We start from the raw sequence: 26,229 nt of genomic DNA, 5'->3' as shown, positions 1-26,229 counted from the left end.
AAACCGTAGGCGATGCCCCCTGATGGACACCGTAGCGAGGGAACACTGAGCCTAAGCGAAGTGCCGTACGCCGGGGCAAAAGCCTTTTGGTTCCTTTTTGGCGTTTGAAAAAGGGACTCGCTGTAAGAGCGAAACCGCCAGCGGCAGCACCCGAAGCAACGGATATGTACCCAATCAACAAAAAAAACAGTCGGCCCAAAGGCCGCTGATATGCCAAAAAAAAAACGGCCCCCATTCTCATGGAGGCCGTTTCCGATACAACTTAAGGCGCTATCGCAAGACAGCTCTTATTTGCGGTCTTCCAGCTTGGTGATATCCCGCGACTCGTAGCCAGTGTACAGCTGACGCGGACGGCCAATCTTGTACGGGCTGGAGAGCATTTCCTTCCAGTGCGAAATCCAGCCGACAGTACGTGCCAGGGCGAAGATCACAGTGAACATGCTGGTCGGAATGCCGATCGCCTTGAGGATGATCCCCGAGTAGAAGTCGACGTTCGGGTACAGCGAGCGCTCGATGAAGTACGGGTCGGTCAGGGCGATCTCTTCCAGGCGCATGGCCAGTTCGAGTTGCGGATCGTTCTGGATGCCCAGTTCCTTCAACACTTCGTCGCAGGTCTGCTTCATCACGGTCGCACGTGGGTCGCGGTTCTTGTAGACGCGGTGACCGAAGCCCATCAACTTGAACGGATCGTTCTTGTCCTTGGCCTTGGCGATGAACTTGTCGATGTTCGAGACATCGCCGATTTCATCGAGCATGGTCAGCACGGCTTCGTTCGCACCGCCGTGGGCAGGGCCCCACAGTGCGGCGATGCCGGCGGCGATACAGGCGAACGGGTTGGCGCCCGAGGAGCCCGCCAGACGCACGGTGGAGGTCGAGGCGTTCTGCTCATGGTCGGCGTGGAGGATGAAGATCCGGTCCATGGCCTTGGCGAGTACCGGGCTGATCGGTTTGATCTCGCACGGGGTGTTGAACATCATGTGCAGGAAGTTTTCCGCGTACGACAGGTCGTTGCGCGGGTACATCATGGGTTGACCCATGGAGTACTTGTAAACCATCGCGGCCAGGGTCGGCATCTTGGCAACCAGGCGGATCGCGGAGATTTCGCGATGCTGCGGGTTATTGATGTCGAGGGAGTCGTGGTAGAAGGCCGAGAGGGCGCCGACTACACCACACATGACAGCCATCGGGTGGGCGTCACGGCGGAAGCCGTTGAAGAAGGTTTTCAGCTGCTCGTGAACCATGGTGTGGTTCTTCACGGTGCCGACGAACTGGGCCTTCTGTTCTGCGGTCGGCAGTTCGCCGTTCAGCAGCAGGTAGCAGGTTTCCAGGTAGTCCGACTTTTCAGCCAGCTGTTCGATCGGGTAGCCGCGGTGCAGCAGGATGCCGTTGTCGCCGTCGATATAGGTGATCTTCGATTCGCAGGAAGCGGTCGACATGAAACCGGGGTCGAAAGTGAAGCGGCCCGTGGCCGTCAGGCCCCGAACATCGATAACATCGGGACCAACGGTGCCGGTTAAAATGGGCAGCTCGACGGGGGCTGCGCCCTCGATGATCAACTGCGCTTTTTTGTCAGCCATGTGGCCTCCTATTTATGCTTGAAATCATCAGACAGACCCCCCACGCAGGGCCCGCACCACTATAGTGAGATAAATTCGAATGTCAATTTGCCTAAAGTCTTGCTCCAGAAGGCTTTAACCGCACTTTTTCCTCGAAATTGCCTGCCATTTACGCCTTTTATACGACTTGTGCAATCCGCTATTGGGGGTAGGCGATTGCGTTGTCATTAGTAGCCTAACTGTCTATACTCGGCGACCGACCGCCAAGGGCTTTTGGGCTTGCTTTCATTGGGGGTCGCATCCCTGGGTGGTGGTTACCTGACCAGTGCACTCCCCAACAACTTTGCCCTGATTGTTAGGGGCTCTTCAGTGTGAAAAAAAAGCCGTGAAAAGCCAACGACCTGTAAACCTAGACCTAAGGACCATCAAACTCCCCATCACCGGCGTTACGTCGTTTCTTCACCGTGTTTCCGGCATCATCCTCTTCCTGGGCCTTGGCATCATGCTTTATGCATTGGGCAAATCCCTGGGTTCCGAGGAAGGTTATGTCGAGGTGAAGGCATGCTTGACCAGCCCGCTGGCCAAGTTCGTAGCATGGGGCCTCCTGTCCGCTCTTCTGTATCACCTGGTTGCCGGTGTGCGCCACTTGATCATGGACATGGGCATCGGTGAGACGCTGGAAGGCGGCCGCCTGGGCTCGAAACTGATCATCGCCGTTTCCGTGGTGCTGATCGTTCTGGCAGGAGTTTGGATATGGTAACCAGCGTTACAAACCTTTCGCGTTCGGGCCTCTATGACTGGATGGCACAGCGTGTGTCTGCGGTCGTTCTCGCGGCTTATTTCATATTCCTGATCGGCTACCTCGCCGCGAACCCGGGCATTGGCTACGACCAATGGCACGGCCTGTTCGCCCACAACGGAATGCGTATCTTCAGTCTGCTGGCACTGGTTGCCCTGGGCGCTCACGCCTGGGTCGGCATGTGGACCATCGCGACCGACTACCTGACGCCAATGGCGCTGGGCAAGTCCGCGACTGCAGTACGTTTCCTTTTCCAGGCAGTATGCGGCGTCGCGATGTTCGCTTACTTCGTCTGGGGTGTGCAGATTCTCTGGGGTATCTGATTCATGGCTAACATTCCAACGATTTCTTTCGACGCCATCATTATTGGTGGCGGCGGTGCCGGCATGCGCGCGGCGCTGCAACTGGCACAGGGCGGTCACAAGACTGCCGTGATCACCAAGGTTTTCCCGACCCGTTCGCACACTGTGTCCGCACAGGGCGGGATCACCTGCGCCATCGCTTCGGCCGACCCGAACGATGACTGGCGCTGGCACATGTACGATACCGTCAAGGGTTCCGACTACATCGGTGACCAGGACGCTATCGAATACATGTGTCAGGAAGGCCCGGCTGCCGTTTTCGAGCTGGACCACATGGGTCTGCCGTTCTCGCGTACCGAGCAAGGCCGTATCTACCAGCGTCCGTTCGGCGGTCAGTCGAAGGATTACGGTAAAGGCGGGCAGGCTGCCCGTACGTGCGCCGCTTCCGACCGTACCGGTCACGCGCTGCTGCACACCCTTTATCAGGGCAACCTGAAAGCCGGTACCACGTTCCTGAACGAGTACTACGCTGTCGACCTGGTGAAAAACCAGGAAGGCGAATTCGTTGGTGTGATCGCAATCTGCATCGAAACCGGCGAAACCACCTACATCCGCGCCAAGGCCACCGTGCTGGCTACCGGCGGTGCAGGTCGTATCTATGCATCCACCACCAACGCCCTGATCAACACCGGTGACGGCGTCGGCATGGCTCTGCGTGCTGGCGTGCCGGTACAAGACATCGAAATGTGGCAGTTCCACCCGACCGGCATCGCCGGCGCCGGTGTACTGGTTACCGAAGGTTGCCGTGGTGAAGGTGGTTACCTGATCAACAAGCACGGCGAGCGTTTCATGGAGCGTTATGCTCCGAACGCCAAAGACCTGGCCGGTCGTGACGTGGTTGCCCGTTCGATGGTTAAAGAAATCATCGCCGGCAACGGTTGCGGTCCGAATGGCGACCACGTGATGCTCAAGCTCGACCACCTGGGCGAGGAAGTGCTGCACAGCCGTCTGCCAGGCATCTGCGAACTGTCGAAGACTTTTGCACACGTTGACCCGGTGGTTGCTCCGGTTCCGGTTGTTCCGACTTGCCACTACATGATGGGCGGCGTTGCCACCAACATTCATGGCCAGGCGATCACCCAGGACGCCGAAGGCGTGGATCAGATCATCCCTGGTCTGTTCGCAGTAGGTGAAGTGGCTTGCGTATCGGTTCACGGTGCCAACCGTCTGGGCGGCAACTCGCTGCTCGACCTGGTGGTATTCGGCCGCGCTGCCGGCCTGCACCTGGAGAAGGCGCTGACCGACGGCATTGAATACGACGACGCTACCGAAGCCGATATCGAAGCTGCCCTGGCACGTCTGAACGCCCTGAACAACCGTACCGACGGCGAAGACGTCGCTACCCTGCGTCGCGAGCTGCAAAGCTGCATGCAGAACTACTTCGGTGTATTCCGTACCGGCGAATACATGCAGAAGGGTATTGCCCAGCTGGCCGATCTGCGCAAGCGCATCGCCAACGTGAAGATCAACGATAAGTCGCAGGCGTTCAACACTGCACGTATCGAAGCGCTGGAACTGCAAAACCTGCTGGAAGTGGCTGAAGCTACCGCCATCGCTGCCGAAGTACGTAAAGAGTCCCGCGGCGCTCACGCCCGTGAAGACTTCGAAGACCGTGACGACGAAAACTGGCTGTGCCACACCCTGTACTTCCCGGGTGAGAAACGCGTCGCCAAGCGTGCCGTGAACTTCTCGCCGAAGACTGTTCCGACTTTCGAACCTAAAGTCCGGACTTATTAAGGGTGACCGCCATGTTGCAAGTCAGTGTTTATCGTTACAACCCTGATCAGGACGCTGCGCCGTTCATGCAGGAATTCCAGGTTGATACCGGTGGTAAAGACCTGATGGTGCTGGACGTGCTGGCCCTGATCAAAGAGCAGGACGAAGGTTTCTCCTATCGTCGCTCCTGCCGTGAAGGCGTCTGTGGCTCCGACGGCATGAACATCAACGGCAAGAACGGCCTGGCGTGCATCACGCCGCTGTCCGCTGTCGTCAAAGGTAACAAGCTGATCGTTCGTCCGCTGCCAGGTTTGCCGGTTATCCGTGACCTGGTTGTCGATATGAGCATCTTCTACAAGCAATACGAGAAGGTTAAGCCATTCCTGCAGAACGACACGCCGGCTCCGGCCATCGAGCGTCTGCAGTCCCCTGAAGAGCGTGAAAAGCTCGACGGTCTGTACGAGTGCATCCTGTGCGCCTGCTGCTCGACCTCTTGCCCGTCCTTCTGGTGGAACCCGGACAAGTTCCTGGGTCCGGCTGCCCTGCTGCAAGCGTACCGCTTCCTGGCAGACAGCCGTGATACCAAGACGTCCGAGCGTCTGGCGTCCCTCGATGACCCGTTCAGCGTCTTCCGCTGCCGGGGCATCATGAACTGCGTCAACGTATGTCCGAAAGGCCTGAACCCGACTAAGGCCATCGGTCACATCCGTAACATGCTGCTTTCGAGCGGCGTGTGATTCAGCTGCTGTAACCGCTGTACCCGCAGAGGGCTTAGGCGCGGGCTTCAACCCGCGCCATGGCTATAACCAGAGCAGCAGCCATAAGCTGCGGCTCTTATTTTGAAGAAATGAGACAAGCAGGGGCATCCGGGCTGGTACCCGGACTATCAGTGTGATCCTAAGTGGCTTGTTTTGGTCGCTGCATTCGGACTTCTGCAAGCTTGCTCGGTGTCGGCACCGATGGTGTTCCCCTAACCGAGGGTGACCAAGCATGCAAGAAAGCGTGATGCAGCGCATGTGGAACAGCGCCTACCTTTCAGGTGGAAACGCTGCCTATGTGGAAGAGCTCTACGAGCTCTACCTGCACGACCCTAACGCTGTGCCAGAAGAGTGGCGCACCTACTTTCAGAAGCTGCCTGCCGACGGCAGCTCTGCCACCGATGTTTCGCACTCCACAATTCGCGATCATTTCGTGCTGCTGGCAAAGAACCAGCGCCGCGCCCAACCGGTTTCCGCCGGCAGCGTGAGCAGTGAGCACGAGAAGAAGCAAGTTGAAGTGCTGCGATTGATCCAGGCCTACCGTATGCGTGGCCACCAGGCAGCCCAGCTTGACCCGCTGGGGCTGTGGCAGCGTCCTGCACCTGCAGACCTGTCGATCAATCACTACGGCTTGACCAATGCCGATCTTGATACGACCTTCCGTGCCGGCGACCTGTTCATCGGCAAAGAGGAAGCGAGCCTACGCGAAATTCACGAAGCGTTGCAGCAGACATATTGCCGCACCATCGGCGCTGAATTTACGCACATCACCGATTCCGAGCAGCGCCAGTGGTTCCAGCAGCGTCTGGAAAGCGTGCGTGGTCGTCCGGAATACTCCGCGGACATCAAGAGCCACCTGCTCGAGCGCGTGACGGCCGGTGAAGGCCTGGAAAAATACCTGGGTACCAAATACCCGGGCACCAAGCGTTTCGGTCTGGAAGGCGGCGAAAGCCTGATTCCGATGCTCGACGAACTGATTCAGCGTTCCGGTTCCTACGGCACCAAGGAAGTCGTCATCGGCATGGCCCACCGTGGTCGTCTGAACGTACTGGTCAACACCTTCGGCAAGAACCCGCGCGAGCTGTTCGACGAGTTCGAAGGCAAGAAGAAGGTCGAGCTGGGTTCCGGTGACGTCAAATACCACCAAGGCTTCTCGTCCAACGTAATGACCACCGGCGGTGAAGTTCACCTGGCCATGGCGTTCAACCCGTCCCACCTGGAAATCGTTTCCCCGGTGGTCGAGGGTTCGGTTCGCGCCCGTCAGGACCGTCGCAACGATTCGACCGGTGAGAAGGTTCTGCCGATCTCCATCCACGGTGATGCTGCATTCGCAGGTCAGGGCGTGGTCATGGAAACCTTCCAGATGTCGCAGACCCGCGGTTTCAAGACCGGCGGTACCGTGCACATCGTGATCAACAACCAGGTCGGTTTCACCATCAGCAACCCGCTGGACTCGCGTTCCACCGAGTACGCCACCGACGTCGCGAAAATGATCCAGGCGCCGATCCTCCATGTGAATGGTGATGATCCGGAAGCCGTATTGTTCGTGACCCAGCTGGCCATCGACTACCGCATGCAGTTCAAGCGTGACGTGGTGATCGACCTGGTCTGCTACCGTCGTCGCGGCCACAACGAGGCCGACGAGCCAAGCGGCACCCAGCCTCTGATGTATCAGCAGATCACCAAGCAGCGCACCACCCGTGAGCTGTACGCTGATCGTCTGACCCAGGCCGGTGTGCTGGACGCAGAGCGTGTTCAGGCGAAAGTCGACGAATACCGCAACGCGCTGGACAACGGTCTGCACGTCGTGAAATCGCTGGTCAAAGAGCCGAACAAAGAGCTGTTCGTCGACTGGCGTCCGTATCTGGGCCACGCCTGGACTGCGCGTCACGACACTCGCTTCGACCTCAAGACCCTGCAGGAACTGTCCGCCAAGCTGCTGGAAATTCCGGAAGGCTTCGTGGTTCAGCGTCAGGTCGCGAAGATCTACGAAGACCGTCAGAAGATGCAAGCCGGCGGCCTGCCGATCAACTGGGGTTACGCCGAAACCATGGCGTACGCGACCCTGGCGTTCGAAGGTCACCCGATCCGCATGACTGGCCAGGACATCGGCCGCGGTACGTTCTCGCACCGTCACGCTGTGCTGCACAACCAGAAAGATGCCGGTACCTACATTCCGCTCAAGCATCTGTATGAAGGTCAGCCTCGCTTCGACCTGTACGACTCGTTCCTGTCGGAAGAAGCCGTACTGGCGTTCGAATACGGTTACTCGACCACCACGCCAAACGCGCTGGTGATCTGGGAAGCCCAGTTTGGCGACTTCGCCAACGGTGCACAGGTTGTTATCGACCAGTTCATCACCAGCGGCGAGCACAAGTGGGGCCGTCTCTGCGGTCTGACCATGCTGCTGCCGCACGGCTACGAAGGTCAGGGCCCTGAGCACAGCTCGGCACGTCTTGAGCGTTACCTGCAGCTGTGCGCCGAGCACAACATTCAGGTGTGCATGCCGACCACCCCGGCCCAGATCTACCACTTGCTGCGCCGTCAGGTGATTCGCCCGCTGCGCAAGCCATTGGTCGTTCTGACTCCAAAGTCGCTGCTGCGCCACAAACTGGCCATCTCGACCCTGGAAGATCTGGCCGAAGGTTCGTTCCAGACCGTTATCCCGGAAATCGATGCCCTGGACCCGAAAAAGGTCGAGCGCGTTGTTCTGTGCAGCGGCAAGGTCTACTACGACCTGCTGGAAAAACGTCGTGCCGAAGGCCGCGAAGATATCGCCATCGTGCGTATCGAGCAGCTGTACCCATTCCCTGAGGACGACTTGAAAGAAGTCCTGGCTCCTTACACCAATGCCAAAGCGGCCGTGTGGTGTCAGGAAGAGCCGATGAACCAGGGCGCCTGGTACTGCAGCCAGCACCACCTGCGTCGCAGCATCAGCAACCTCAACAAATCTCTCGTACTCGAGTACGCGGGCCGTGAGGCTTCTGCTGCCCCAGCATGTGGTTACGCATCGATGCACGCCGAGCAGCAGGAACAACTGCTGCAAGACGCGTTTACCGTTTAACGCCTTCGCGCACCTGAAACCGAATTTAAGGAACCACAGATAATGGCTATCGAGATCAAAGCCCCCACTTTCCCGGAATCGGTTGCCGATGGCACCGTTGCCACCTGGCACAAACAACCGGGCGACGCCGTCAAGCGTGACGAACTGATCGTCGACATCGAAACCGACAAAGTCGTACTGGAAGTGCTGGCTACCGCCGACGGCGTGCTGGGCGCAATCGTCAAGGGCGAGGGCGAAACCGTCCTGTCCGACGAAGTCCTGGGCTCCATCGTTGAAGGCGGCGCTGCTGCCGCCGCTCCGGCTGCCGCTGCTGCTCCGGCCGCTGCTGCCGCTGCACCTGCTGCCGCTGATGGCGAAGACGACCCGATCGCTGCTCCTGCCGCACGCAAGCTGGCTGAAGAGAACGGCATCAACATCGCGTCCGTTGCCGGCACCGGCAAAGGCGGTCGCGTGACCAAGGAAGACGTGGTTGCAGCCGTTGCTGCCAAGAAAGCCGCTCCGGCTGCCGCGCCTGCCAAGGCTGCTGCTCCGGCCGCCGCCGCTCCTGTGTTCGCCGCTGGCGACCGCATCGAGAAGCGCGTTCCGATGACCCGCGTTCGTGCCACCGTTGCCAAGCGTCTGGTTGAAGCTCAATCGAACATGGCGATGCTGACCACTTTCAACGAAGTCGACATGACCGAAGTCATGGCCCTGCGTTCGAAGTACAAGGACCTGTTCGAGAAGTCCCACAACGGCGTACGCCTGGGCTTCATGTCGTTCTTCGTGAAGGCTGCCACCGAAGCGCTGAAACGCTTCCCGGCGGTCAACGCTTCGATCGACGGCAACGACATCGTTTACCACGGTTATGCCGACATCGGTGTCGCTGTTTCCAGCGACCGTGGCCTGGTGGTTCCGGTTCTGCGTAACGCCGAACACATGAGCCTGGCTGAGATCGAAGGCGGCATCGCCACCTTCGGCAAGAAAGCCCGTGACGGCAAACTGTCGATGGACGAAATGACCGGCGGTACTTTCACCATCACCAACGGTGGTACCTTCGGTTCGATGATGTCGACCCCGATCGTCAACCCGCCGCAGGCAGCGATTCTGGGCATGCACAACATCATCCAGCGTCCGATGGCCATCAACGGTCAGGTCGTGATCCGTCCGATGATGTACCTGGCGCTGTCCTACGATCACCGTCTGATCGATGGCAAAGAAGCTGTAACCTTCCTGGTGACCATCAAGAACCTGCTGGAAGATCCGGCTCGTCTGTTGCTGGATATCTGATAGAAGCAGCTGCAAGCTTCGAGCAACAAGCCGCAAGAAAGGGCGGCTTGGCTTGAAGCTTGTGGCTTGAAGCTTTTCGCTAAAGAGGATTTTTTGAATGTCGCAGAAATTTGACGTAGTAGTGATCGGTGCGGGCCCTGGCGGCTACGTGGCAGCTATCAAGGCCGCGCAACTCGGCCTGAGCACTGCCTGCATCGAGAAGTACACCGATGCTGAAGGCAAGCAAGCCCTGGGCGGCACCTGCCTGAACGTAGGCTGCATTCCTTCCAAGGCGCTGCTGGACAGCTCCTGGAAATACAAGGAAGCGAAAGAAAGCTTCAACGTCCACGGTATCTCGACCGGCGAAGTCAAAATGGACGTCGCTGCGATGGTTGGCCGCAAGGCTGGCATCGTCAAGAACCTGACCGGTGGTGTTGCCACTCTGTTCAAGGCCAACGGCGTTACTTCGATCCAGGGCCACGGCAAACTGCTGGCCGGCAAGAAAGTCGAAGTCACCAAGCCGGACGGCTCGGTTGAAGTCATCGAAGCCGAAAACGTCATTCTGGCTCCAGGCTCGCGTCCGATCGACATTCCACCGGCTCCGGTCGATCAGAAAGTCATCGTCGATTCGACCGGCGCTCTGGAATTCCAATCCGTACCTAAGCGTCTGGGCGTGATCGGCGCTGGCGTGATCGGTCTGGAGCTGGGTTCGGTCTGGTCGCGTCTGGGTGCGGAAGTGACTGTTCTGGAAGCCCTGGACACCTTCCTGATGGCGGCGGACACCGCGGTTTCCAAGGAAGCGCTGAAAACCCTGACCAAACAGGGTCTGGACATCAAACTGGGCGCTCGCGTAACCGGCTCGAAAGTGAACGGCGACGAAGTCGTTGTGAACTACACCGACGCCAACGGCGAACAGACCATCACTTTCGACAAGCTGATCGTAGCCGTTGGTCGCCGTCCGGTGACCACTGATCTGCTGGCTGCCGACAGCGGCGTGACCCTGGACGAGCGCGGTTTCGTGCACGTTGACGATCACTGTGCCACCACCGTACCGGGCGTTTACGCCATCGGTGACGTGGTTCGCGGCATGATGCTGGCTCACAAGGCCTCGGAAGAGGGCATCATGGTTGTCGAGCGCATCAAGGGCCACAAGGCCCAGATGAACTATGACCTGATCCCTTCGGTTATTTATACTCACCCGGAAATCGCATGGGTCGGTAAAACCGAGCAGGCCTTGAAAGCTGAAGGCGTTGAAGTTAACGTCGGCACCTTCCCGTTCGCAGCATCCGGCCGTGCCATGGCCGCCAACGATACCGGTGGTTTCGTCAAGGTCATCGCCGATGCCAAGACTGACCGCGTATTGGGCGTGCACGTGATTGGCCCGAGCGCTGCAGAACTGGTTCAGCAGGGCGCGATCGGTATGGAATTCGGCACCAGCGCTGAAGACCTGGGCATGATGGTTTTCTCCCATCCGACCCTGTCTGAAGCCTTGCACGAAGCAGCTTTGGCAGTGAATGGCGGCGCCATCCACATTGCCAACCGCAAGAAGCGTTAAGACACAATAAGAAACCACGGCGGTACGGCCCGTCGTGAGCCTTGCGTGCAAGACTCACCGCGGAATGTCCGCTGGACGCAGCCTTGCGTAGCTCAGCTACGCAAGCAGCAGTCACAGGTGGCGCGGCACTCATAAAGAGCGCAGCGCCGAATGCGCAGTACCTAACGAAGACGGTAAAAAGCATGAATCTTCACGAGTATCAGGGTAAGCAGCTGTTCGCTGAATACGGCCTGCCAGTTTCCACTGGTTTCGCAGTAGACACCCCGGAAGCAGCAGCAGAAGCTTGCGACAAAATCGGCGGCAACGAGTGGGTTGTCAAAGCCCAGGTTCACGCCGGTGGTCGCGGTAAAGCGGGCGGCGTCAAGCTGGTTCGCAGCAAAGAAGACGCCAAAGCCTTCGCACAGCAGTGGCTGGGCAAGCGTCTGGTGACTTACCAGACTGACGCCAACGGCCAGCCAGTCACCAAGATCCTGGTTGAATCGTGCACTGATATCGCTAAAGAGCTGTACCTGGGCGCTGTCGTTGACCGTTCGAGCCGTCGCATCGTGTTCATGGCTTCCACCGAAGGTGGCGTGGACATCGAGAAAATCGCTCACGACACTCCAGAAAAAATTCTGAAAGCCACTATCGATCCACTGGTTGGCGCTCAGCCATTCCAGGGTCGCGAGCTGGCATTCCAGCTGGGTCTGGAAGGCAAGCAGGTTGCTCAGTTCGCCAAGATCTTCGTAGGTCTGGCCAAGCTGTTCAAGGATCACGACCTGGCTCTGCTGGAAGTGAACCCGCTGGTGATCAAGGCTGACGGCGATCTGCACTGCCTGGACGCCAAGATCAACATCGACGCCAACGCAATGTACCGTCAGCCCAAGCTGAAGACTTTCCACGATCCGTCGCAGGACGATCCGCGCGAAGCGCACGCTGCCAAGTTCGAACTGAACTACGTAGCACTGGAAGGCAACATCGGCTGCATGGTGAACGGTGCCGGCCTGGCCATGGGTACCATGGACATCGTCAACCTGCACGGCGGCAAGCCAGCCAACTTCCTCGACGTAGGTGGTGGTGCTACCAAAGAACGCGTGACCGAAGCTTTCAAAATCATTCTGTCCGACAGCAATGTCGCTGCAGTACTGGTTAACATCTTCGGCGGCATCGTTCGTTGCGACATGATTGCCGAAGGCATCATCGGTGCAGTGAAAGAAGTCGGCGTGAAAATCCCGGTTGTTGTTCGTCTTGAAGGCAACAACGCTGAACTGGGCGCTAAAGTACTGGCAGAAAGCGGTTTGAACATCATCGCTGCTACCAGCCTGACCGACGCTGCTCAACAAGTCGTTAAAGCTGCGGAGGGCAAGTAATGAGCGTCCTGATCAATAAAGACACCAAAGTAATCTGCCAGGGCTTCACCGGCGCGCAGGGTACTTTCCACTCCGAACAAGCCATTGCCTACGGCACCAAAATGGTTGGCGGCGTGACCCCAGGCAAAGGTGGCACCACTCACCTGAACCTGCCTGTGTTCAACACCGTGAAAGAAGCTGTAGAAGCCACTGGCGCCACCGCCAGCGTAATCTACGTTCCGGCTCCTTTCTGCAAGGACTCGATCCTGGAAGCAGCTTTCGGCGGCATCAAGCTGATCGTCTGCATCACCGAAGGCATTCCTACCCTGGACATGCTGGACGCCAAAGTTAAGTGCGACGAGCTGGGTGTTACCCTGATCGGCCCTAACTGCCCAGGCGTGATCACCCCAGGCGAATGCAAGATCGGCATCATGCCAGGTCACATTCACTTGCCAGGCAAGGTCGGTATCGTTTCCCGTTCCGGCACCCTGACCTACGAAGCTGTGAAGCAGACCACTGACGCCGGTTTCGGTCAGTCGACTTGCGTCGGCATCGGCGGTGACCCGATCCCGGGTTCGAACTTCATCGACATCCTGAAGCTGTTCCAGGAAGATCCGAAGACCGAAGCGATCGTCATGATCGGCGAGATCGGCGGTTCGGCTGAAGAAGAAGCGGCTGCCTACATCAAGGCTAACGTGACCAAGCCGGTTGTTTCCTACATTGCTGGTGTGACTGCTCCTCCGGGCAAGCGCATGGGCCATGCTGGCGCAATCATCTCCGGCGGCAAAGGCACTGCAGACGAGAAATTCGCTGCTCTGCAAGACGCAGGCGTGAAAACCGTGCGTTCGCTGGCAGACATCGGCAAGGCCCTGGCCGAGCTGACTGGCTGGGAAGTGAAGAAGTAAGCTTCGGCTGACTTCTCTGCTCCAGCAACAAAGGCCACCTTCGGGTGGCCTTTGTCGTTTCTGGCGTTCGGGTGGACGATGGCAATTTTATAAGCACTCACCCAATAACATGCAAAAACGCGACACAGAAACGTCGCGTATCGGATAGTTCGCCCTCTAACAGTGCGTTTGTCGGGCAAATTCGTTAGGCTAGCCGCCATTTTGCGTCTGCCGCCCACAAGGCATGCAACGCGCTAAACGGGTCAGTCTTATACGGATTGACAGCATTTCCCTAACCCCACAGGGAAATCCCCCTCTAAATTCCGATTCAGTAGTGTGGTATTTCCTTAATGAAAGTTTTGAAAGGTCAGGACATCCTGGCACTTGGCTTTATGACATTCGCCCTGTTCGTCGGGGCCGGCAACATCATCTTCCCGCCTATCGTCGGTTTGCAGTCCGGGCCCAACGTCTGGATCGCGGCGCTGGGCTTTCTGATCACGGCGGTCGGTCTGCCGGTGGTCACCGTGGTCGCACTGGCCAAGGTCGGTGGCGCCATGGACGCGCTCAGCAGCCCGATCGGCAAGATCGCGGGCGGCGTGCTGGCAGCGGCTTGCTACCTGGCCGTCGGCCCGCTGTTCGCCACCCCGCGTACCGCGACCGTTTCCTTTGAAGTAGGTCTGGCGCCGCTGACCGGCGAGAGCCCGCTGGCACTGTTCCTCTACAGTTCGGTGTACTTCCTGCTGGTGTTCTTCATTTCGCTCTACCCTGGGCGTCTGCTGGACACCGTCGGTCGCTTCCTCGCGCCGCTGAAGATCATCGCTCTGGCCGTGCTCGGCATCGCCGCATTCGCACTGCCGGCCGGTGACATCGGCGTGGCCACTCCGGAATACGTCGCGGCACCGTTCTCCCAAGGGTTCATCAATGGTTACCTGACCATGGATACCCTCGGCGCGCTGGTGTTCGGCATCGTCATCGTCAACGCGATCCGCTCCCGTGGCGTCGAGTCGCCGGCGCTGATCACCCGTTACGCGATCATCGCCGGGCTGATTGCCGGTGTCGGTCTGGCGCTGGTGTATGTCAGCCTGTTCCGTCTGGGTTCCGGCAGCCATGAAGTGGCGGTGGGCGCGACCAACGGTGCGGCGGTGCTGCACGCCTATGTGCAACACACCTTCGGTTCGCTGGGCAGTGGCTTCCTCGCCGTGCTGATTTCCCTGGCGTGTCTGGTGACAGCGGTTGGCCTGACCTGCGCCTGTGCCGAATACTTCAGCCGCGTATTGCCGCTGTCCTACAAGACTCTGGTGATCATTCTGGCGGCGTTCTCGCTGCTGGTGTCCAACCTGGGTCTGACCAAGCTGATCGCGTTCTCGATCCCGGTACTGACCGCGATCTACCCGCCGTGCATCGTGCTGGTGGCCCTGAGCTTCTGTGCGGCGTTCTGGCATGAACAGAGCCGCATCATGGGCCCGGTAATGTTGGTGTCGTTTGTGTTCGGTACCATCGATGCCCTGAAAGGCGCCGGTCTGGCTGACTGGATGCCATCGCAACTGGCCCACCTGCCGCTGAGCGAGCAAGGTCTGGCGTGGCTGGTGCCGTGCGTGATGACCCTGGTGGTTGCCGTGGTTTGCGACCGCCTGCTGGGCAAGCGCGCCGAAGCACTCGCCTAAGACTGCCGGGCCGCCACAAGCGGCTGCCGAGCGATTAAACAGAAATGCCCCGTATCAATCGATGCGGGGCATTTTTTGTATTTCACACACTATTGTTGGTAGCGAGATAGCGGACGACGGTAGCCGTATTGAATTGGTAGCGACAGTTGCCGGATGCAATGATTTTGTTGTCAGGTTGCACGACGACTGACTCCCATAGTTCTCGATCATACCCGATATTCGTTTCTTGAAATCCAGCGGTTCCGAAGGTGGTATCAGGTTTGCCTGTCACATCGTATCGGGCGACTAGCGAACTTTCATAACTCCTGAGACCGAGCAGGCCTGCAACAACAATTCCACTGATTGTGTTTCCACCTATCGCGCTCCATGCGTTGGCCTCTCCTGTTGGCGCTTCACTGACCACAGGCTTGCCTCCGTTGAAAACGAGGTTGGGGCTGCCATTAGCGTTGTAAAAAGCAATTACGCCTCTTCGCTCACGCCCCCAGACGTCATTCGAATTCAGATCTCGCGATCCAGCGACAATAACGCCGCCATCCGGATTCAGCATCATGCTCGAAAACCCTGTGTATACGCCGTCCACTCGGATTCGGATTTCGCCGTTCTGCCCAAATCCCTGGTCGGGTGTTCCATTGGGGTGGTAGCGGGCGATGAGGCCCTCATAGTCAAATGTGGAGCCTGCAATGGTGATCTTTCCGTCGTTCGATACGGCCACAGCTGCGATGCGGTAATTGGTGTTCAGACTGCCGCTGCCATTGAACGATAAGTCTGGAGAACCGTCGTGTGAGAATTTTTGGATCAGTGTCCATGAAGTGAATACGATTGCACCATCAGGGCCGATTGCAACGTTGGAAAGGGGAGAGTTCGAGGTATTTGCCGACATCGCTATCAGGCTCAATACATTGGGATTCGCAATCGGTGGGACGATCACTACGCCGTCATCACCAAAAGTTTGATCACGAGTTCCATCTGAAAGAAGGCGCAGGATGGCTTGATTCTGAGCATCAGTACCATAATGGGTGCCGATCAGAATAATGCTGCCGTCGTCATTTCGTTGAGCCCCAGATGGAAACGCGGGAGCACCATCCTTGAAGCCGCCGGTGAATATTCCGTTATTGGCGAATCCGGTATCCAGGGTGCCGTTTTCCAGGAGTTGAACCAGCTGGAAGTCCAGGCGATCCTCCCATCTGACGCTTCCCCACATCAAGATTTTGCCTTCGTCGTGTCGTGCCACAATATCAAGGGTGTTGCTCCCTGGGAGGGAAAAATCATAGGCAACTCCATCTTCACCAAACGTGGGATCAAAGCCTTGGTTGTTCTGACTTTTTTTCGCGCGTGTCTGAGCTGGTTTTGACATGGTTGGTGCTCCGGGATGGCGGTTGATCATTCTCCAATGACGTTACTCGGCTGAAGTCCACCTTGCACCTGTCAGAATTGACAGCTATTGATTGCACACGACCAATAGAATTCTCAATAAGCGGTGCCTTTTGCGCTCATCTGGCGTCCAAGCTGGGTTCATGTCGCGAGGGTAAAACTATGAAGTTATTGCTTGCGCGGAAACTTTTCTTGCTACTTGCCTAGCTATCATCAAAGGACCTGCATGTCGTTCATCCAAGCCAACCTGATCCATCTGCTGGCCGCGCTCTGGTTTGTCATCTGCTGGGGCGGTTACACCCGTTATGCCACTTGGAAGGGCCGTGACACCGCGTGCCTGGCCAGCGTGCTGCACCTGTACCGCGAAGACTGGATGCGCCGCATGCTGCTGCGCGACAACCGCATCGCCGATGCCAGCGTGATCGGCAACCTTGAGCGCAACGCCTCGTTCTTCGCTTCCAGCACGCTGATTATCCTGGCGGGCATTCTGACCGTGCTCGGCGCTTCCGAGCGCGCGGTGTCATTGCTGGCGGATATTCCGATGGTGCAACAGGCCTCGCAGGGCATGTCGGAGATCAAGTTGCTGTGCCTGGCGCTGGTGTTCGTCTATGCCTTCTTCACCTTCAGCTGGTGCATGCGCCAGTACAACTTCGCCGCGATTCTGGTCGGCTCGGCCCCGATGATCGGTGAGCGGCAAGTCTCGGAGCAGGAGCGCAAGGCGTTCGCCTCGCGGGCAGCTCGGGTGATTTCGATGGCGGCCAACCAGTTCAACTTCGGTCTGCGTTCCTATTACTTCGGGATGAGCATGCTGGCGTGGTTCGTCAGCCCGTGGCTGTTCATGTTGATGAGCGCCGGCGTGGTGCTGGTGTTGTATCGCCGGGAGTTTCATTCCGACGTGCTCGATGTAATGGTCTATACCCCTACAGAGGCGCCATTGCCCGAAGCGAACAAAGAGGCTGCTTGATGAGTATTCCGTTCTGGTGTGTGTTTATCAGTGCATTGTTGATCTACGTGGCGCGTATGCCGGTCGGCAAGGCCATGAAAGAGCAGGGCGGTTACAACAACCACCTGCCGCGTCAGCAGCAGGCGCAACTCACCGGTTACGGCGCCCGGGCACTGGCGGCACATCAGAACAGCATCGAAGCGTTCATCCTGTTCGCCGTTGGCGTGCTGATGGCGCATACCACGCAGACGGCGGGATGGCTGATCGATACATTGGCGATCATCTTCGTGATCTCACGGATTTTCTATCTGTGGTTCTACCTGGCGGATCTTCCCAAGCTGCGCAGTCTGGTCTGGCTGGTCGGCTTAGTGTGTTCATTGTTGCTGATGATTAGTCCGACTTTTAGAACTGTTTTGCTCTAAGACGGCATGGGCAAAAAATCACAGACAAAAGAAAACCCGCACTTGGCGGGTTTTCTTTTGAGTTTTCGAGAAGCGGCTTATTGCTTCTTGGCAGCTTCTTCTTGCGCTGCAGCGTTCGATTCGGCCTGAGCTTTGGCAGCTTCGGCGTTTTCTTTCGCTGCGTCGTTCACTTTATCCTGAGCTTTGTTCATGTCTTGCTGAGCTTGTTCAGCATGTTGGTTGGCATCTTGAGCTTTGTCCTCGGATTTTTTATCGCAGGCAGCGAGACCGAGGGAAGCGGTCAACATCAAGGCAATAGCTAAAGTCTTACGCATGGGGTGTTTCTCCTTATGGAAAATAACTACTGGCCTTAAGAGCTCAGGCCCACGGCTTAAGTTCCTCATTTCTTTCAGATATATAAGTTTGTTTTGCAATGGAACTTTTGCTGTTCTTTCCACTACTGGGAATAGCCACTAACAAGAGTAATTATCAAATGGCCGAAAACCCCGTTTTTGAGCGTGCGACACGGTTTCTCTCGGCCCTGCGCCACTGTCAGGTGCTGGGATTGAAGGTGAACAGCGCAAGTAGCGAAGGCCTGACTGTGGTGCTGCCGTACAGTGCGCAAATCGTCGGCAATCCGCTGACCGGCGTCATCCACGGCGGGGCGATCACGTCGCTGATGGACACCGCGTGCGGCATGTCGACCCTTTGCGTCCTGCCGGAATTCGAAGTCTGCCCGACCCTCGATCTGCGCATCGACTACATGCATGCCGCCGAGCCGCATAAAGATGTTTACGGCTTCGCCCAATGTTATCGAGTCACCACCGATGTGATCTTCGCTCGCGGATTTGCCTATCAGGATGATCCCGAGCAACCGATTGCCCATGTCGTCGGCACCTTCATGCGCATGGGCAAAGGCCTGAAAGGCACCAAAGGCTTCGGTGGCGCGATCAAGGGAGAAACCCCATGAGCGACGACTTCAAGCAGCAATTGCAAGAGGCACACGAGAAGGGTGACTACGCGCCGCTCCTGAAGCTGATTCCCTATGCCGGGCTGATCGGCGTCGAGTGTTCGCGGGTCGGTGATGACTTGCTGTTCAAGCTGCCGGCCAACAAGGACAACATTGGTAACCCTTTATTGCCGGCGATCCACGGCGGGGTAATTGCCGGGTTCATGGAGCTGTCCGCGGCCCTGCACCTGCTGATTTTCACCGGCGCGCCCGGTGTGCCGAAGATTATCGATTTTTCCCTCGATTACCTGCGGGCCGGGCAGTTTCGCGATACCTGGGCCCGATGTCAGGTCTGCCGTCAGGGCCGGCGGGTGGCCAACGTCGCGGTCACGGCCTGGCAAAGTACCGAAAGCGAACCGATTGCCACTGCCCGTGCTCACTTCAAAATCGATGAGCCCTTGAAATCCTGAACCACGCCCCCAACTCACAGAACAACCCGCCGCCGACCAGCAAGGTCGCGGCCAATGCCATCTGATTGGAGTTTGATGACCATGAGTGTGGAAACTCAAAAGGAAACCCTGGGCTTCCAGACCGAGGTGAAGCAACTGCTGCACCTCATGATCCATTCGCTGTATTCCAACAAGGAAATCTTCCTTCGCGAATTGATCTCGAACGCCTCTGACGCTGTCGACAAATTGCGCTTCGAAGCCCTGGCCAAGCCTGAGTTGCTCGAAGGTGGCGATGAACTGAAAATCCGTGTGAGCTTCGACAAGGACGCCCAGACCGTCACCCTCGAAGACAACGGCATCGGCATGAACCGTGACGATGTGATCACCCACCTGGGTACCATCGCCAAATCCGGCACTGCCGATTTCATGAAAAACCTGTCCGGCGATCAGAAGAAGGATTCGCACCTGATCGGTCAGTTCGGCGTGGGTTTCTACTCGGCCTTCATCGTTGCCGACAAAGTTGACGTGTACAGCCGTCGCGCCGGCACCGCTGCCAGCGAAGGCGTGCACTGGTCGTCGAAAGGCGAGGGCGAATTTGAAGTCGCCACCATCGACAAACCGGAACGCGGCACCCGCATCGTCCTGCACCTGAAATCCGGTGAAGACGAGTTCGCCGATGGCTGGCGTCTGCGCAACATCATCAAGAAGTACTCCGACCACATCGCGCTGCCGATCGAGCTGCCAAAAGAAGTGGCCGCTGCCGAAGGCGAAGAGAAGCCTGAAGTTGAATGGGAAACCGTCAACCGCGCCAGCGCCCTGTGGACCCGTCCTCGCACTGAAGTGAAGGACGAGGAATACCAGGAGTTCTACAAACACATCGCCCACGACTTCGAAAATCCGCTGTCGTGGAGTCACAACAAGGTTGAAGGCAAGCTCGAGTACAGCTCGCTGCTGTACGTGCCGGCCCGCGCACCGTTCGATCTGTACCAGCGTGAAGCGTCGAAAGGCCTGAAGCTGTACGTGCAGCGCGTGTTCGTGATGGATCAGGCCGAGTCGTTCCTGCCGCTGTACCTGCGCTTCATCAAGGGCGTGGTCGACTCCAACGACCTGTCGCTGAACGTGTCGCGGGAAATCCTGCAGAAAGACCCGATCATCGACTCGATGAAGTCGGCGCTGACCAAGCGCGTGCTGGACATGCTGGAAAAACTGGCAAAGAACGAGCCTGAGCAATACAAGGGCTTCTGGAAGAACTTCGGTCAGGTCATGAAAGAAGGCCCGGCAGAAGATTTCGCCAACAAGGAAAAAATTGCCGGTCTGCTGCGCTTCGCATCGACCAACGGCACCGACGGCGAGCAGATCGTCGGTCTGGCCGAGTACCTGGCGCGCGCCAAGGAAGGTCAGGACAAGATCTACTACCTCACCGGCGAAACCTACGCGCAGGTCAAGAACAGCCCGCACCTGGAAGTCTTCCGCAAGAAAGGCATCGAAGTGCTGCTGCTGACCGACCGTATCGACGAGTGGCTGATGAGTTACCTCAGCGATTTCGACGGCAAGACGTTTGTCGACGTCGCGCGCGGTGACCTGGATCTGGGCAACCTGGACTCGGAAGAGGACAAGAAGGCCCAGGAAGAAGTCGCCAAGTCGAAAGAAGGTCTGGTCGAGCGTCTGAAAACCGCACTGGGCGACTCCGTTGCCGAAGTCCGGGTTTCCCATCGCCTGACGGATTCGCCGGCCATTCTGGCCATCGGCGAGCAGGACCTGGGTCTGCAAATGCGTCAGATCCTCGAGGCCAGCGGGCAGAAGGTGCCGGATTCGAAGCCGATCTTCGAATTCAACCCGAGCCACCCGCTGATCGCGAAGCTCGACAACGAAACCAGCGAAGAGCGTTTTGGCGACCTGTCGCACATCCTCTTCGACCAGGCCGCGCTGGCGGCTGGCGACAGCTTGAAAGACCCGGCCGCTTACGTGAGCCGCCTGAACAAGCTGCTGGTCGAGCTGTCCGCTTGATCAAACTGTAGAAAAACCCGCTTCGGCGGGTTTTTTCATTCTGGAATTCAACCAATCTGGAGTCAGAAATGAGCCAAGTCACTGTACGTTCCGTGGTCTATCAGATTGACGGCCAGCCTTATGAAGGTCGCCTGGCCTTCGACGCCGAGCACAAAGGCGCGCGTCCGGGGCTGCTGATGGCGCCGAACTGGATGGGTGTCAGCGCTGGCGCTGAAGAAATCGCCAAATCGGTGGCGGCCAAGGGTTATGTGGTGCTGATCGCTGACGTGTATGGCCAGGCCGTACGTCCGCAGAACGCTGATCAGGCCGGTGCGGCGATGATGCCGCTGAAGAATGACCGCGCGCTGCTGCGCAAGCGTATGCAGGCGGCGTTCGAACAATTGCAGAAGCAGGGCGAGGCGGCGGTCGATACCTCGAAACTGGCGGTATTCGGTTTCTGCTTCGGCGGTTGCTGTGCGCTGGATCTGGCGCGCACTGGTGCTGCGGTGAAAGCGGCGGTGTCGTTCCACGGCACGCTGGACTCGCCGAACCCGGCGGACGCGAAGAACATCAAGGGCTCGGTGTTGGTGCTGCACGGTGCTTCGGACCCGCTGGTGCCGAAAGAGCAGTTGCCGGCATTCGAGGACGAGATGAACGCCGCTGGCGTGGACTGGCAGTTGCTGAGCTACGGTGGCGCGGTGCACTCGTTCACCGATCCGCACGCCAATGTGCCGGGCAAGATGATGTACGACGCGAAGACCGCAGCGCGGGCGTTCAAGTCGATGCATGACTTGCTGGAAGAAGTGTTCAAGGGCTGAATCGGCTGAACACACTCCCACGCCTGGCGTGGGAGTGTGGCTTTACAGCGGTGTCGGTTCGCTGCGCGATTTAGGCAGCTCGATCCGCTCGACTTCCCCCGGCACCGTCGGCCAATCCCCGGCCGCCCACTTGCGCCGCGCCTCATCGATTGCCGCCGGATCGCTCGCGACAAAATTCCAGTTGATCCGCCGTGGCCCGTCCAGTGGCGCACCGCCGAACAACACTGCGTGACTGTCGCTCTCGGCAAACAGGCTCATCTCTTCCCCAGCCGGCAACACCACCAGCGCATGGGGTTCGACCGCTTCGCCATTCAATTGCACATCACCGCTCAACACATACAGCGCCCGCTCGTCATGTTCGGTCGGGATCAGCAGCGTGGTCGCGGTTTGCATCTTCAGTTCGGCATACAGCGTAGGAGAAAGCACCGGCACCGGCGATTCCAGGCAAAAGCCTGACCCGGCGATCATGCGGATCTGTACACCGAGGTTATCGCTGACCGGCAAGGTCGAGGCCGGGTGATGGCTGTAATGCCCCGGGCCTTGTTCGTGATCCTTGGGCGAGGCGAGCCAGATTTGCAGGCCGTGCATCTTGAAGCTTTGCTCCCACAGCGGTTCGGGCGTGCGCTCGACGTGCGCGATCGCCGTGCCGGCCGTCATCCAGCTGACATCGCCGGCGCTGACCACCTGATCCGAACCCAGGCTGTCCTTGTGCTGGATCTGTCCTTCGAACAAATACGTGAGGGTCGACAGACCGATGTGCGGATGCTGTCGGATGTTCATGCCTTTGCCCGCCGGATAAACCGTTTCGAGCATGTGGTCGAAAAACACGAAAGGCCCGACGCTGCGGCATTTGGCTGACGGCAGCGGGCGCAGGATCGGCTGGCCTTCGACGTCTTCGGCGCGCGGGCGGATGATCAGGGGTTGGGTGTCCATGGTCCATTTCCAGGCTGAGCGGGTGATGCGTGGAGCATAACCCGCCGGTGTCATCGAGGTGATTACTGGCTGTCGAAGCCGACTGGCGCGTGGGTTTCGATGGTGACTTCGCTGGTGGTCATCAGCTTGTGGATCGGGCAGCGGTCGGCAACACGCAGCAGTTCTTCACGCTGGGCATCGGTGAGCACGCCCTTGAGGGTGAGGGTTACGTGCAGGGCGTATTTGCCTTTCTGTTCCTGGCTGTTGTCGCGTTTGACCTCAACGCCGACGCCGGTCAGCGGGATGTCCTTTTTCTTCGCGTACAGCTTAAGGGTCAGGGCCTTGCAGGCGCCGAGGGCGGCGTCGAAGTAATCGTGCGGTTCCGGAGCCGAGCCTTCGCCGCCAGCAGTCGTCGGGACGTCTGCAAAAAGCTCATGCTCATCGATCTGAACAGTGTGGCGAAAACCTTCGGCGGACACGGTATTGACGGTAACGGTCATGTGAACCTCGCAAGCTGTAGGAAAAGGGATTCGATCAAAAAAGACCTTGCAGGTATAGAGCATTTCCCACACAGGCGCGTTCCACTTTCTTGCCGGGTGAACCCTCGTCGCCCGGCGAGGGTCTAGGCTATGCCTGTCTGCCGGAGAATGCTTGTGTCCGTGTTTCGTTTGAGCCTTGCCTGCCTGATGGCTTTCACCGGCGCCGCCAGTGCCCGGGATTACACCTACAGTGACGCGCACCTGCATTACGTGGATTTTTTCCAGGAAACCGCCGGCATGCCGAAATTGCTGACGGCCATGAAGGAAAATGCCATCGAGCATGTGATGATTTCCGGCATTCCCGTGGCGAAGAAATGGCACGAAGACGAGCCGAAGCGCCCGCGTTACTACGCCGGCGATGATGCCGATGCCTATTGGTACAGCGCGACTGACGTGATCGTCGCCGACGCGGTGCAGAAGCTGACACCTGAGCAACGCCAGTACTTTCACCCGTTTCTTTCAGGCTTCAATCCCAACGACAAGAACTCCGCCGCGCATATCCAGCGCATGCTCGATCTGTATCCCGGCTTGTGGCAGGGCATAGGCGAAGTCTTCACCCGTCACGACGATCTCACCGCGCTGACCTCCGGCGACACGCCACGCGCCAACAACGAAGCCATGACCCGCATCTATCACCTGGCCGCTGAAAACGATCTGCCGGTGATGCTGCATTCCAACATCACCTCCAAGCGTGAGAAGAACCCCCTGTACCTGAGGGAAATCGAAGAGCCGCTGCGTAATCATCCGCACACCCGGTTCATCTGGGCGCATGCCGGCACCAGCGCCGAAATCCACCGTCATCAGACGCAGCTGGATTTTCTGCTGCCGACCCTGACGCGAATGCTGGAGGCGTACCCGAACCTGTTTATTGATCTGTCGTGGAGCTTGCTGACGCCTTATCTGCTGGACGAAAAGGGGCAACCGCGAGCGGACTGGGTGCAACTGGTGGAGCGCTACCCGGATCGCTTCATGATCGGTTCGGACGTGGTCGGGCGATTCAACAAACTCGGTAAGGAAATCCACGGCTTCAAGCCGTTTCTTGATGCCTTGCCCGAGACGGTCGCGAAAAAAGTCGCACGGGACAACTTCCTGGCGATATTGCCGCGAACAGCGCTCAAGTCCGGCAAACCCGCGCTGAATCGTTAATGCCGACGGTTCGTAGGATCAAGGCCTTTTGATATCGCGTTTTGGTCTTACGCATTTTTTAAAAGGGCCGATACCTTCTAGAGCAACCAGCTGCAGGGTTGATGCAGCGCTTTTGGAAGGAACCAGAGCAATGAGTATCCGTAGTCTCAATATTGCGCCCCGAGCCGGGCTGGGTTTTGGCGTGCAGGCGCTGATGGTGTTTGCCCTTGGGGCGTTCGCCCTGCTGCAGATGTCGAACATGCGTGCGCAGTCCGACGAGGTCGACAATAACTGGCTGCCCAGCGTGATGGCGGTGGGCGAGATGAGCCAGGACATGCTGCGTTTGCGTGCGCTGACCATGCGCCTGTTGCTCAATCGCGATCCGCAGGCGCTGGATCAGAACGTGGCCAAGCTCAATGATTTGCGTGGAGTGCTGAGTGAAGCCCAGCAACGCTACGACATCCTGATCGCATTGCCCGAAGAGCGCGCGCTGTTCGACCGCTTCAAGGTCGCCGAACACAAGTACCTGGAGCTGCAGGCGCAGGTGATGACGTTGTCTGCTCAGGGACGAGTGGAAGAGGCGGCCGCCATTCTCAACGGACAGATGAGCCCGCTGGCGGATGAAATTGCAGTGACCCTGCGTGAGCTGGTCGAGTTGAACAAGCACAACGCCAACCTCGCCACAGAGGCCGCACGGCTGGTGTTCACCAACTCGCGGGTGTGGGTCGGGGTGATGATCGGCATCACTGCGCTGATCACCATCGCGCTGGCGTTGTTGCTGACCCGCAGCATCGTGCTGCCGCTGTCGCAATCGCTCAATGTCGCGGAAGTGGTGGCCGGTGGCGATCTGACCGGGGATATCAGCATTTCCGGCAAGGACGAACCGGCGCGGCTGCTGCACGCGCTCAAGAGCATGCAGCACAACCTGCGCGACACTATCCGCCAGATCTCGGAGTCCTCCAGTCAACTGGCCTCGGCCTCGGAAGAGTTGAGCTGCGTCACCGAAGACGCGACGCGGGGGCTGCATCAGCAGAGTCTGGAAATAGAACAGGCGGCCACGGCAGTCAATCAGATGACCGCCGCCGTGGAAGAGGTGGCGAGCAATGCCGTCGCGACTTCCGAGGCGTCCCGTGAGTCTGATCGTATTGCCCAGCATGGCCGCGAGCAGGTGCAGCAGACCGTGTCGTCCATCGAGCTGCTGGCGGACGATGTCACCGCCAATGCCACGCAGGTGGAGGATCTGGCGCAGAAGGTCTACAGCATCAGCAAAGTGCTGGACGTGATCCGCTCGATTGCCGAACAGACCAATCTGCTGGCATTGAATGCGGCGATCGAGGCTGCCCGGGCGGGAGATGCCGGACGGGGTTTTGCGGTGGTGGCGGATGAAGTGCGGGCGCTGGCCCATCGCACTCAGCAGTCGACCCAGGAAATCGAGCAGATGATCGGCGGCATCCAGCAGGGCACCGATTCGGCGGTCAGTTCGATGCAGCAGAGCAACGTTCGGGCGCGCTCGACCCTGGAGTTGGCGAAGGCGGCTGGCGTGGCGCTGGAGGAAATCGCTTCGGCGTTTACCTTGATCAACGAGCGCAATCTTGTGATTGCCAGTGCGTCGGAAGAGCAGGCCGCCGTGGCGCGAGAAGTTGATCGCAACCTGATGAACATCCGTGATCTGGCGATGCAGACCTCGGCGGGGGCCAATCAGACCAGTGCTGCGAGTCAGGAGCTGTCGCGGCTGGCGGTGGACCTGAACAGCATGGTGGCCAGGTTCTCGGTCTGATCAGCGTTCGACAGGCGAAAAAAAGCCC

23 protein-coding genes are annotated in these 26,229 nt (G+C 58.4%); 18 read left to right on the top strand and 5 right to left on the bottom strand.

The window, feature by feature from the left end; all coding sequences use genetic code 11:
- Positions 1-287: 287 nt before the first annotated feature.
- Positions 288-1,577, bottom strand: coding sequence for a citrate synthase (gltA, locus tag AC07Y2_RS22430; RefSeq protein WP_007959044.1), 1,290 nt, complete (start codon positions 1,575-1,577; stop codon positions 288-290).
- Between the two features lie 364 nt (positions 1,578-1,941).
- On the opposite strand from gltA, the gene sdhC reads away from it, so the two are divergent.
- From sdhC to brnQ, 10 genes are all read left to right on the top strand, one after another.
- Positions 1,942-2,316 (top strand): succinate dehydrogenase, cytochrome b556 subunit, encoded by a 375-nt coding sequence (gene sdhC / locus AC07Y2_RS22425; protein ID WP_011333113.1) that lies wholly within the window; start codon positions 1,942-1,944, stop codon positions 2,314-2,316.
- A complete protein-coding gene (gene sdhD, locus AC07Y2_RS22420) occupies positions 2,310-2,678 on the top strand; it encodes a succinate dehydrogenase, hydrophobic membrane anchor protein (RefSeq protein ID WP_007977503.1) in 369 nt (122 codons plus the stop codon). The genes sdhC and sdhD overlap by 7 nt, the downstream gene beginning before the upstream one ends.
- Before the next feature lie 3 nt (positions 2,679-2,681).
- Positions 2,682-4,454 (top strand): succinate dehydrogenase flavoprotein subunit, encoded by a 1,773-nt coding sequence (sdhA, locus tag AC07Y2_RS22415; protein ID WP_011333114.1) that lies wholly within the window; start codon positions 2,682-2,684, stop codon positions 4,452-4,454.
- Positions 4,455-4,465: 11 nt separating this feature from the next.
- Positions 4,466-5,170, top strand: a complete 705-nt coding sequence (locus AC07Y2_RS22410) for a succinate dehydrogenase iron-sulfur subunit (protein WP_007959035.1) — start codon at positions 4,466-4,468, stop codon at positions 5,168-5,170.
- A gap of 253 nt (positions 5,171-5,423) precedes the next feature.
- A complete protein-coding gene (locus AC07Y2_RS22405; protein ID WP_039769786.1) occupies positions 5,424-8,255 on the top strand; it encodes a 2-oxoglutarate dehydrogenase E1 component in 2,832 nt (943 codons plus the stop codon).
- Positions 8,256-8,297: 42 nt separating this feature from the next.
- Positions 8,298-9,521 carry a 2-oxoglutarate dehydrogenase complex dihydrolipoyllysine-residue succinyltransferase gene (gene odhB / locus AC07Y2_RS22400; protein ID WP_085648494.1) on the top strand — a complete coding sequence of 408 codons (1,224 nt, stop codon included), beginning with the start codon at positions 8,298-8,300 and terminating at the stop codon, positions 9,519-9,521.
- A gap of 97 nt (positions 9,522-9,618) precedes the next feature.
- On the top strand, positions 9,619-11,055 hold the full coding sequence (lpdA, locus tag AC07Y2_RS22395) for a dihydrolipoyl dehydrogenase (RefSeq protein ID WP_011333117.1): 1,437 nt from the start codon (positions 9,619-9,621) through the stop codon (positions 11,053-11,055).
- A 182-nt stretch (positions 11,056-11,237) separates the two neighbouring features.
- The gene (gene sucC / locus AC07Y2_RS22390) at positions 11,238-12,404 is read left to right on the top strand and encodes an ADP-forming succinate--CoA ligase subunit beta (RefSeq protein WP_007959029.1); all 1,167 of its coding nucleotides are present in this window, start codon (positions 11,238-11,240) and stop codon (positions 12,402-12,404) included.
- Entirely contained in the window at positions 12,404-13,288 is an 885-nt protein-coding gene (gene sucD, locus AC07Y2_RS22385) for a succinate--CoA ligase subunit alpha (protein WP_011333119.1), read from the top strand. Before sucC ends, sucD begins: the two co-directional genes overlap by 1 nt.
- A gap of 329 nt (positions 13,289-13,617) precedes the next feature.
- Positions 13,618-14,931, top strand: coding sequence for a branched-chain amino acid transport system II carrier protein (gene brnQ / locus AC07Y2_RS22380; RefSeq protein ID WP_103387064.1), 1,314 nt, complete (start codon positions 13,618-13,620; stop codon positions 14,929-14,931).
- Between the two features lie 82 nt (positions 14,932-15,013).
- On the opposite strand, the gene AC07Y2_RS22375 is transcribed toward brnQ, so the two are convergent.
- Positions 15,014-16,285, bottom strand: a complete 1,272-nt coding sequence (locus AC07Y2_RS22375; protein ID WP_158248868.1) for an NHL repeat-containing protein — start codon at positions 16,283-16,285, stop codon at positions 15,014-15,016.
- A 243-nt stretch (positions 16,286-16,528) separates the two neighbouring features.
- On the opposite strand from AC07Y2_RS22375, the gene AC07Y2_RS22370 reads away from it, so the two are divergent.
- Positions 16,529-17,266: a DUF599 domain-containing protein gene (locus AC07Y2_RS22370; RefSeq protein ID WP_011333121.1), complete on the top strand. Its 738-nt coding sequence runs from the start codon at positions 16,529-16,531 to the stop codon at positions 17,264-17,266.
- Positions 17,266-17,667 carry an MAPEG family protein gene (locus tag AC07Y2_RS22365; RefSeq protein WP_039769793.1) on the top strand — a complete coding sequence of 134 codons (402 nt, stop codon included), beginning with the start codon at positions 17,266-17,268 and terminating at the stop codon, positions 17,665-17,667. Before AC07Y2_RS22370 ends, AC07Y2_RS22365 begins: the two co-directional genes overlap by 1 nt.
- 77 nt (positions 17,668-17,744) lie before the next feature.
- On the opposite strand, the gene AC07Y2_RS22360 is transcribed toward AC07Y2_RS22365, so the two are convergent.
- Complete coding sequence (locus AC07Y2_RS22360) at positions 17,745-17,981, bottom strand: hypothetical protein (RefSeq protein ID WP_007959016.1); 237 nt, start codon at positions 17,979-17,981, stop codon at positions 17,745-17,747.
- A gap of 158 nt (positions 17,982-18,139) precedes the next feature.
- Here AC07Y2_RS22360 and AC07Y2_RS22355 point away from each other — a divergent pair, with 158 nt between their 5' ends.
- From AC07Y2_RS22355 to AC07Y2_RS22340, 4 genes are all read left to right on the top strand, one after another.
- On the top strand, positions 18,140-18,616 hold the full coding sequence (locus AC07Y2_RS22355) for a PaaI family thioesterase (protein WP_103387066.1): 477 nt from the start codon (positions 18,140-18,142) through the stop codon (positions 18,614-18,616).
- Positions 18,613-19,065 (top strand): PaaI family thioesterase, encoded by a 453-nt coding sequence (locus tag AC07Y2_RS22350; protein ID WP_007959014.1) that lies wholly within the window; start codon positions 18,613-18,615, stop codon positions 19,063-19,065. The genes AC07Y2_RS22355 and AC07Y2_RS22350 overlap by 4 nt, the downstream gene beginning before the upstream one ends.
- Before the next feature lie 81 nt (positions 19,066-19,146).
- Positions 19,147-21,051: a molecular chaperone HtpG gene (htpG, locus tag AC07Y2_RS22345; protein WP_074687885.1), complete on the top strand. Its 1,905-nt coding sequence runs from the start codon at positions 19,147-19,149 to the stop codon at positions 21,049-21,051.
- Positions 21,052-21,119: 68 nt separating this feature from the next.
- Positions 21,120-21,848 carry a dienelactone hydrolase family protein gene (locus AC07Y2_RS22340; protein ID WP_039769796.1) on the top strand — a complete coding sequence of 243 codons (729 nt, stop codon included), beginning with the start codon at positions 21,120-21,122 and terminating at the stop codon, positions 21,846-21,848.
- 42 nt (positions 21,849-21,890) lie between these two features.
- Here AC07Y2_RS22340 and AC07Y2_RS22335 read toward each other — a convergent pair whose 3' ends face one another.
- Positions 21,891-22,781, bottom strand: coding sequence for a pirin family protein (locus AC07Y2_RS22335; RefSeq protein ID WP_039769798.1), 891 nt, complete (start codon positions 22,779-22,781; stop codon positions 21,891-21,893).
- 62 nt (positions 22,782-22,843) lie between these two features.
- The gene (locus AC07Y2_RS22330; protein ID WP_007959010.1) at positions 22,844-23,260 is read right to left on the bottom strand and encodes an OsmC family protein; all 417 of its coding nucleotides are present in this window, start codon (positions 23,258-23,260) and stop codon (positions 22,844-22,846) included.
- Positions 23,261-23,389: 129 nt separating this feature from the next.
- Here AC07Y2_RS22330 and AC07Y2_RS22325 point away from each other — a divergent pair, with 129 nt between their 5' ends.
- Positions 23,390-24,445 (top strand): amidohydrolase family protein, encoded by a 1,056-nt coding sequence (locus tag AC07Y2_RS22325; RefSeq protein WP_103387067.1) that lies wholly within the window; start codon positions 23,390-23,392, stop codon positions 24,443-24,445.
- 130 nt (positions 24,446-24,575) lie between these two features.
- Entirely contained in the window at positions 24,576-26,201 is a 1,626-nt protein-coding gene (locus tag AC07Y2_RS22320) for a methyl-accepting chemotaxis protein (RefSeq protein WP_103387068.1), read from the top strand.
- Positions 26,202-26,229 lie beyond the last annotated feature (28 nt).

Source organism: Pseudomonas sp. GW456-12-1-14-TSB6, assembly GCF_059424205.1.
Note: the sequence above shows the minus strand (reverse complement) of the source record. Positions and strands in the feature narration are given on the sequence as shown.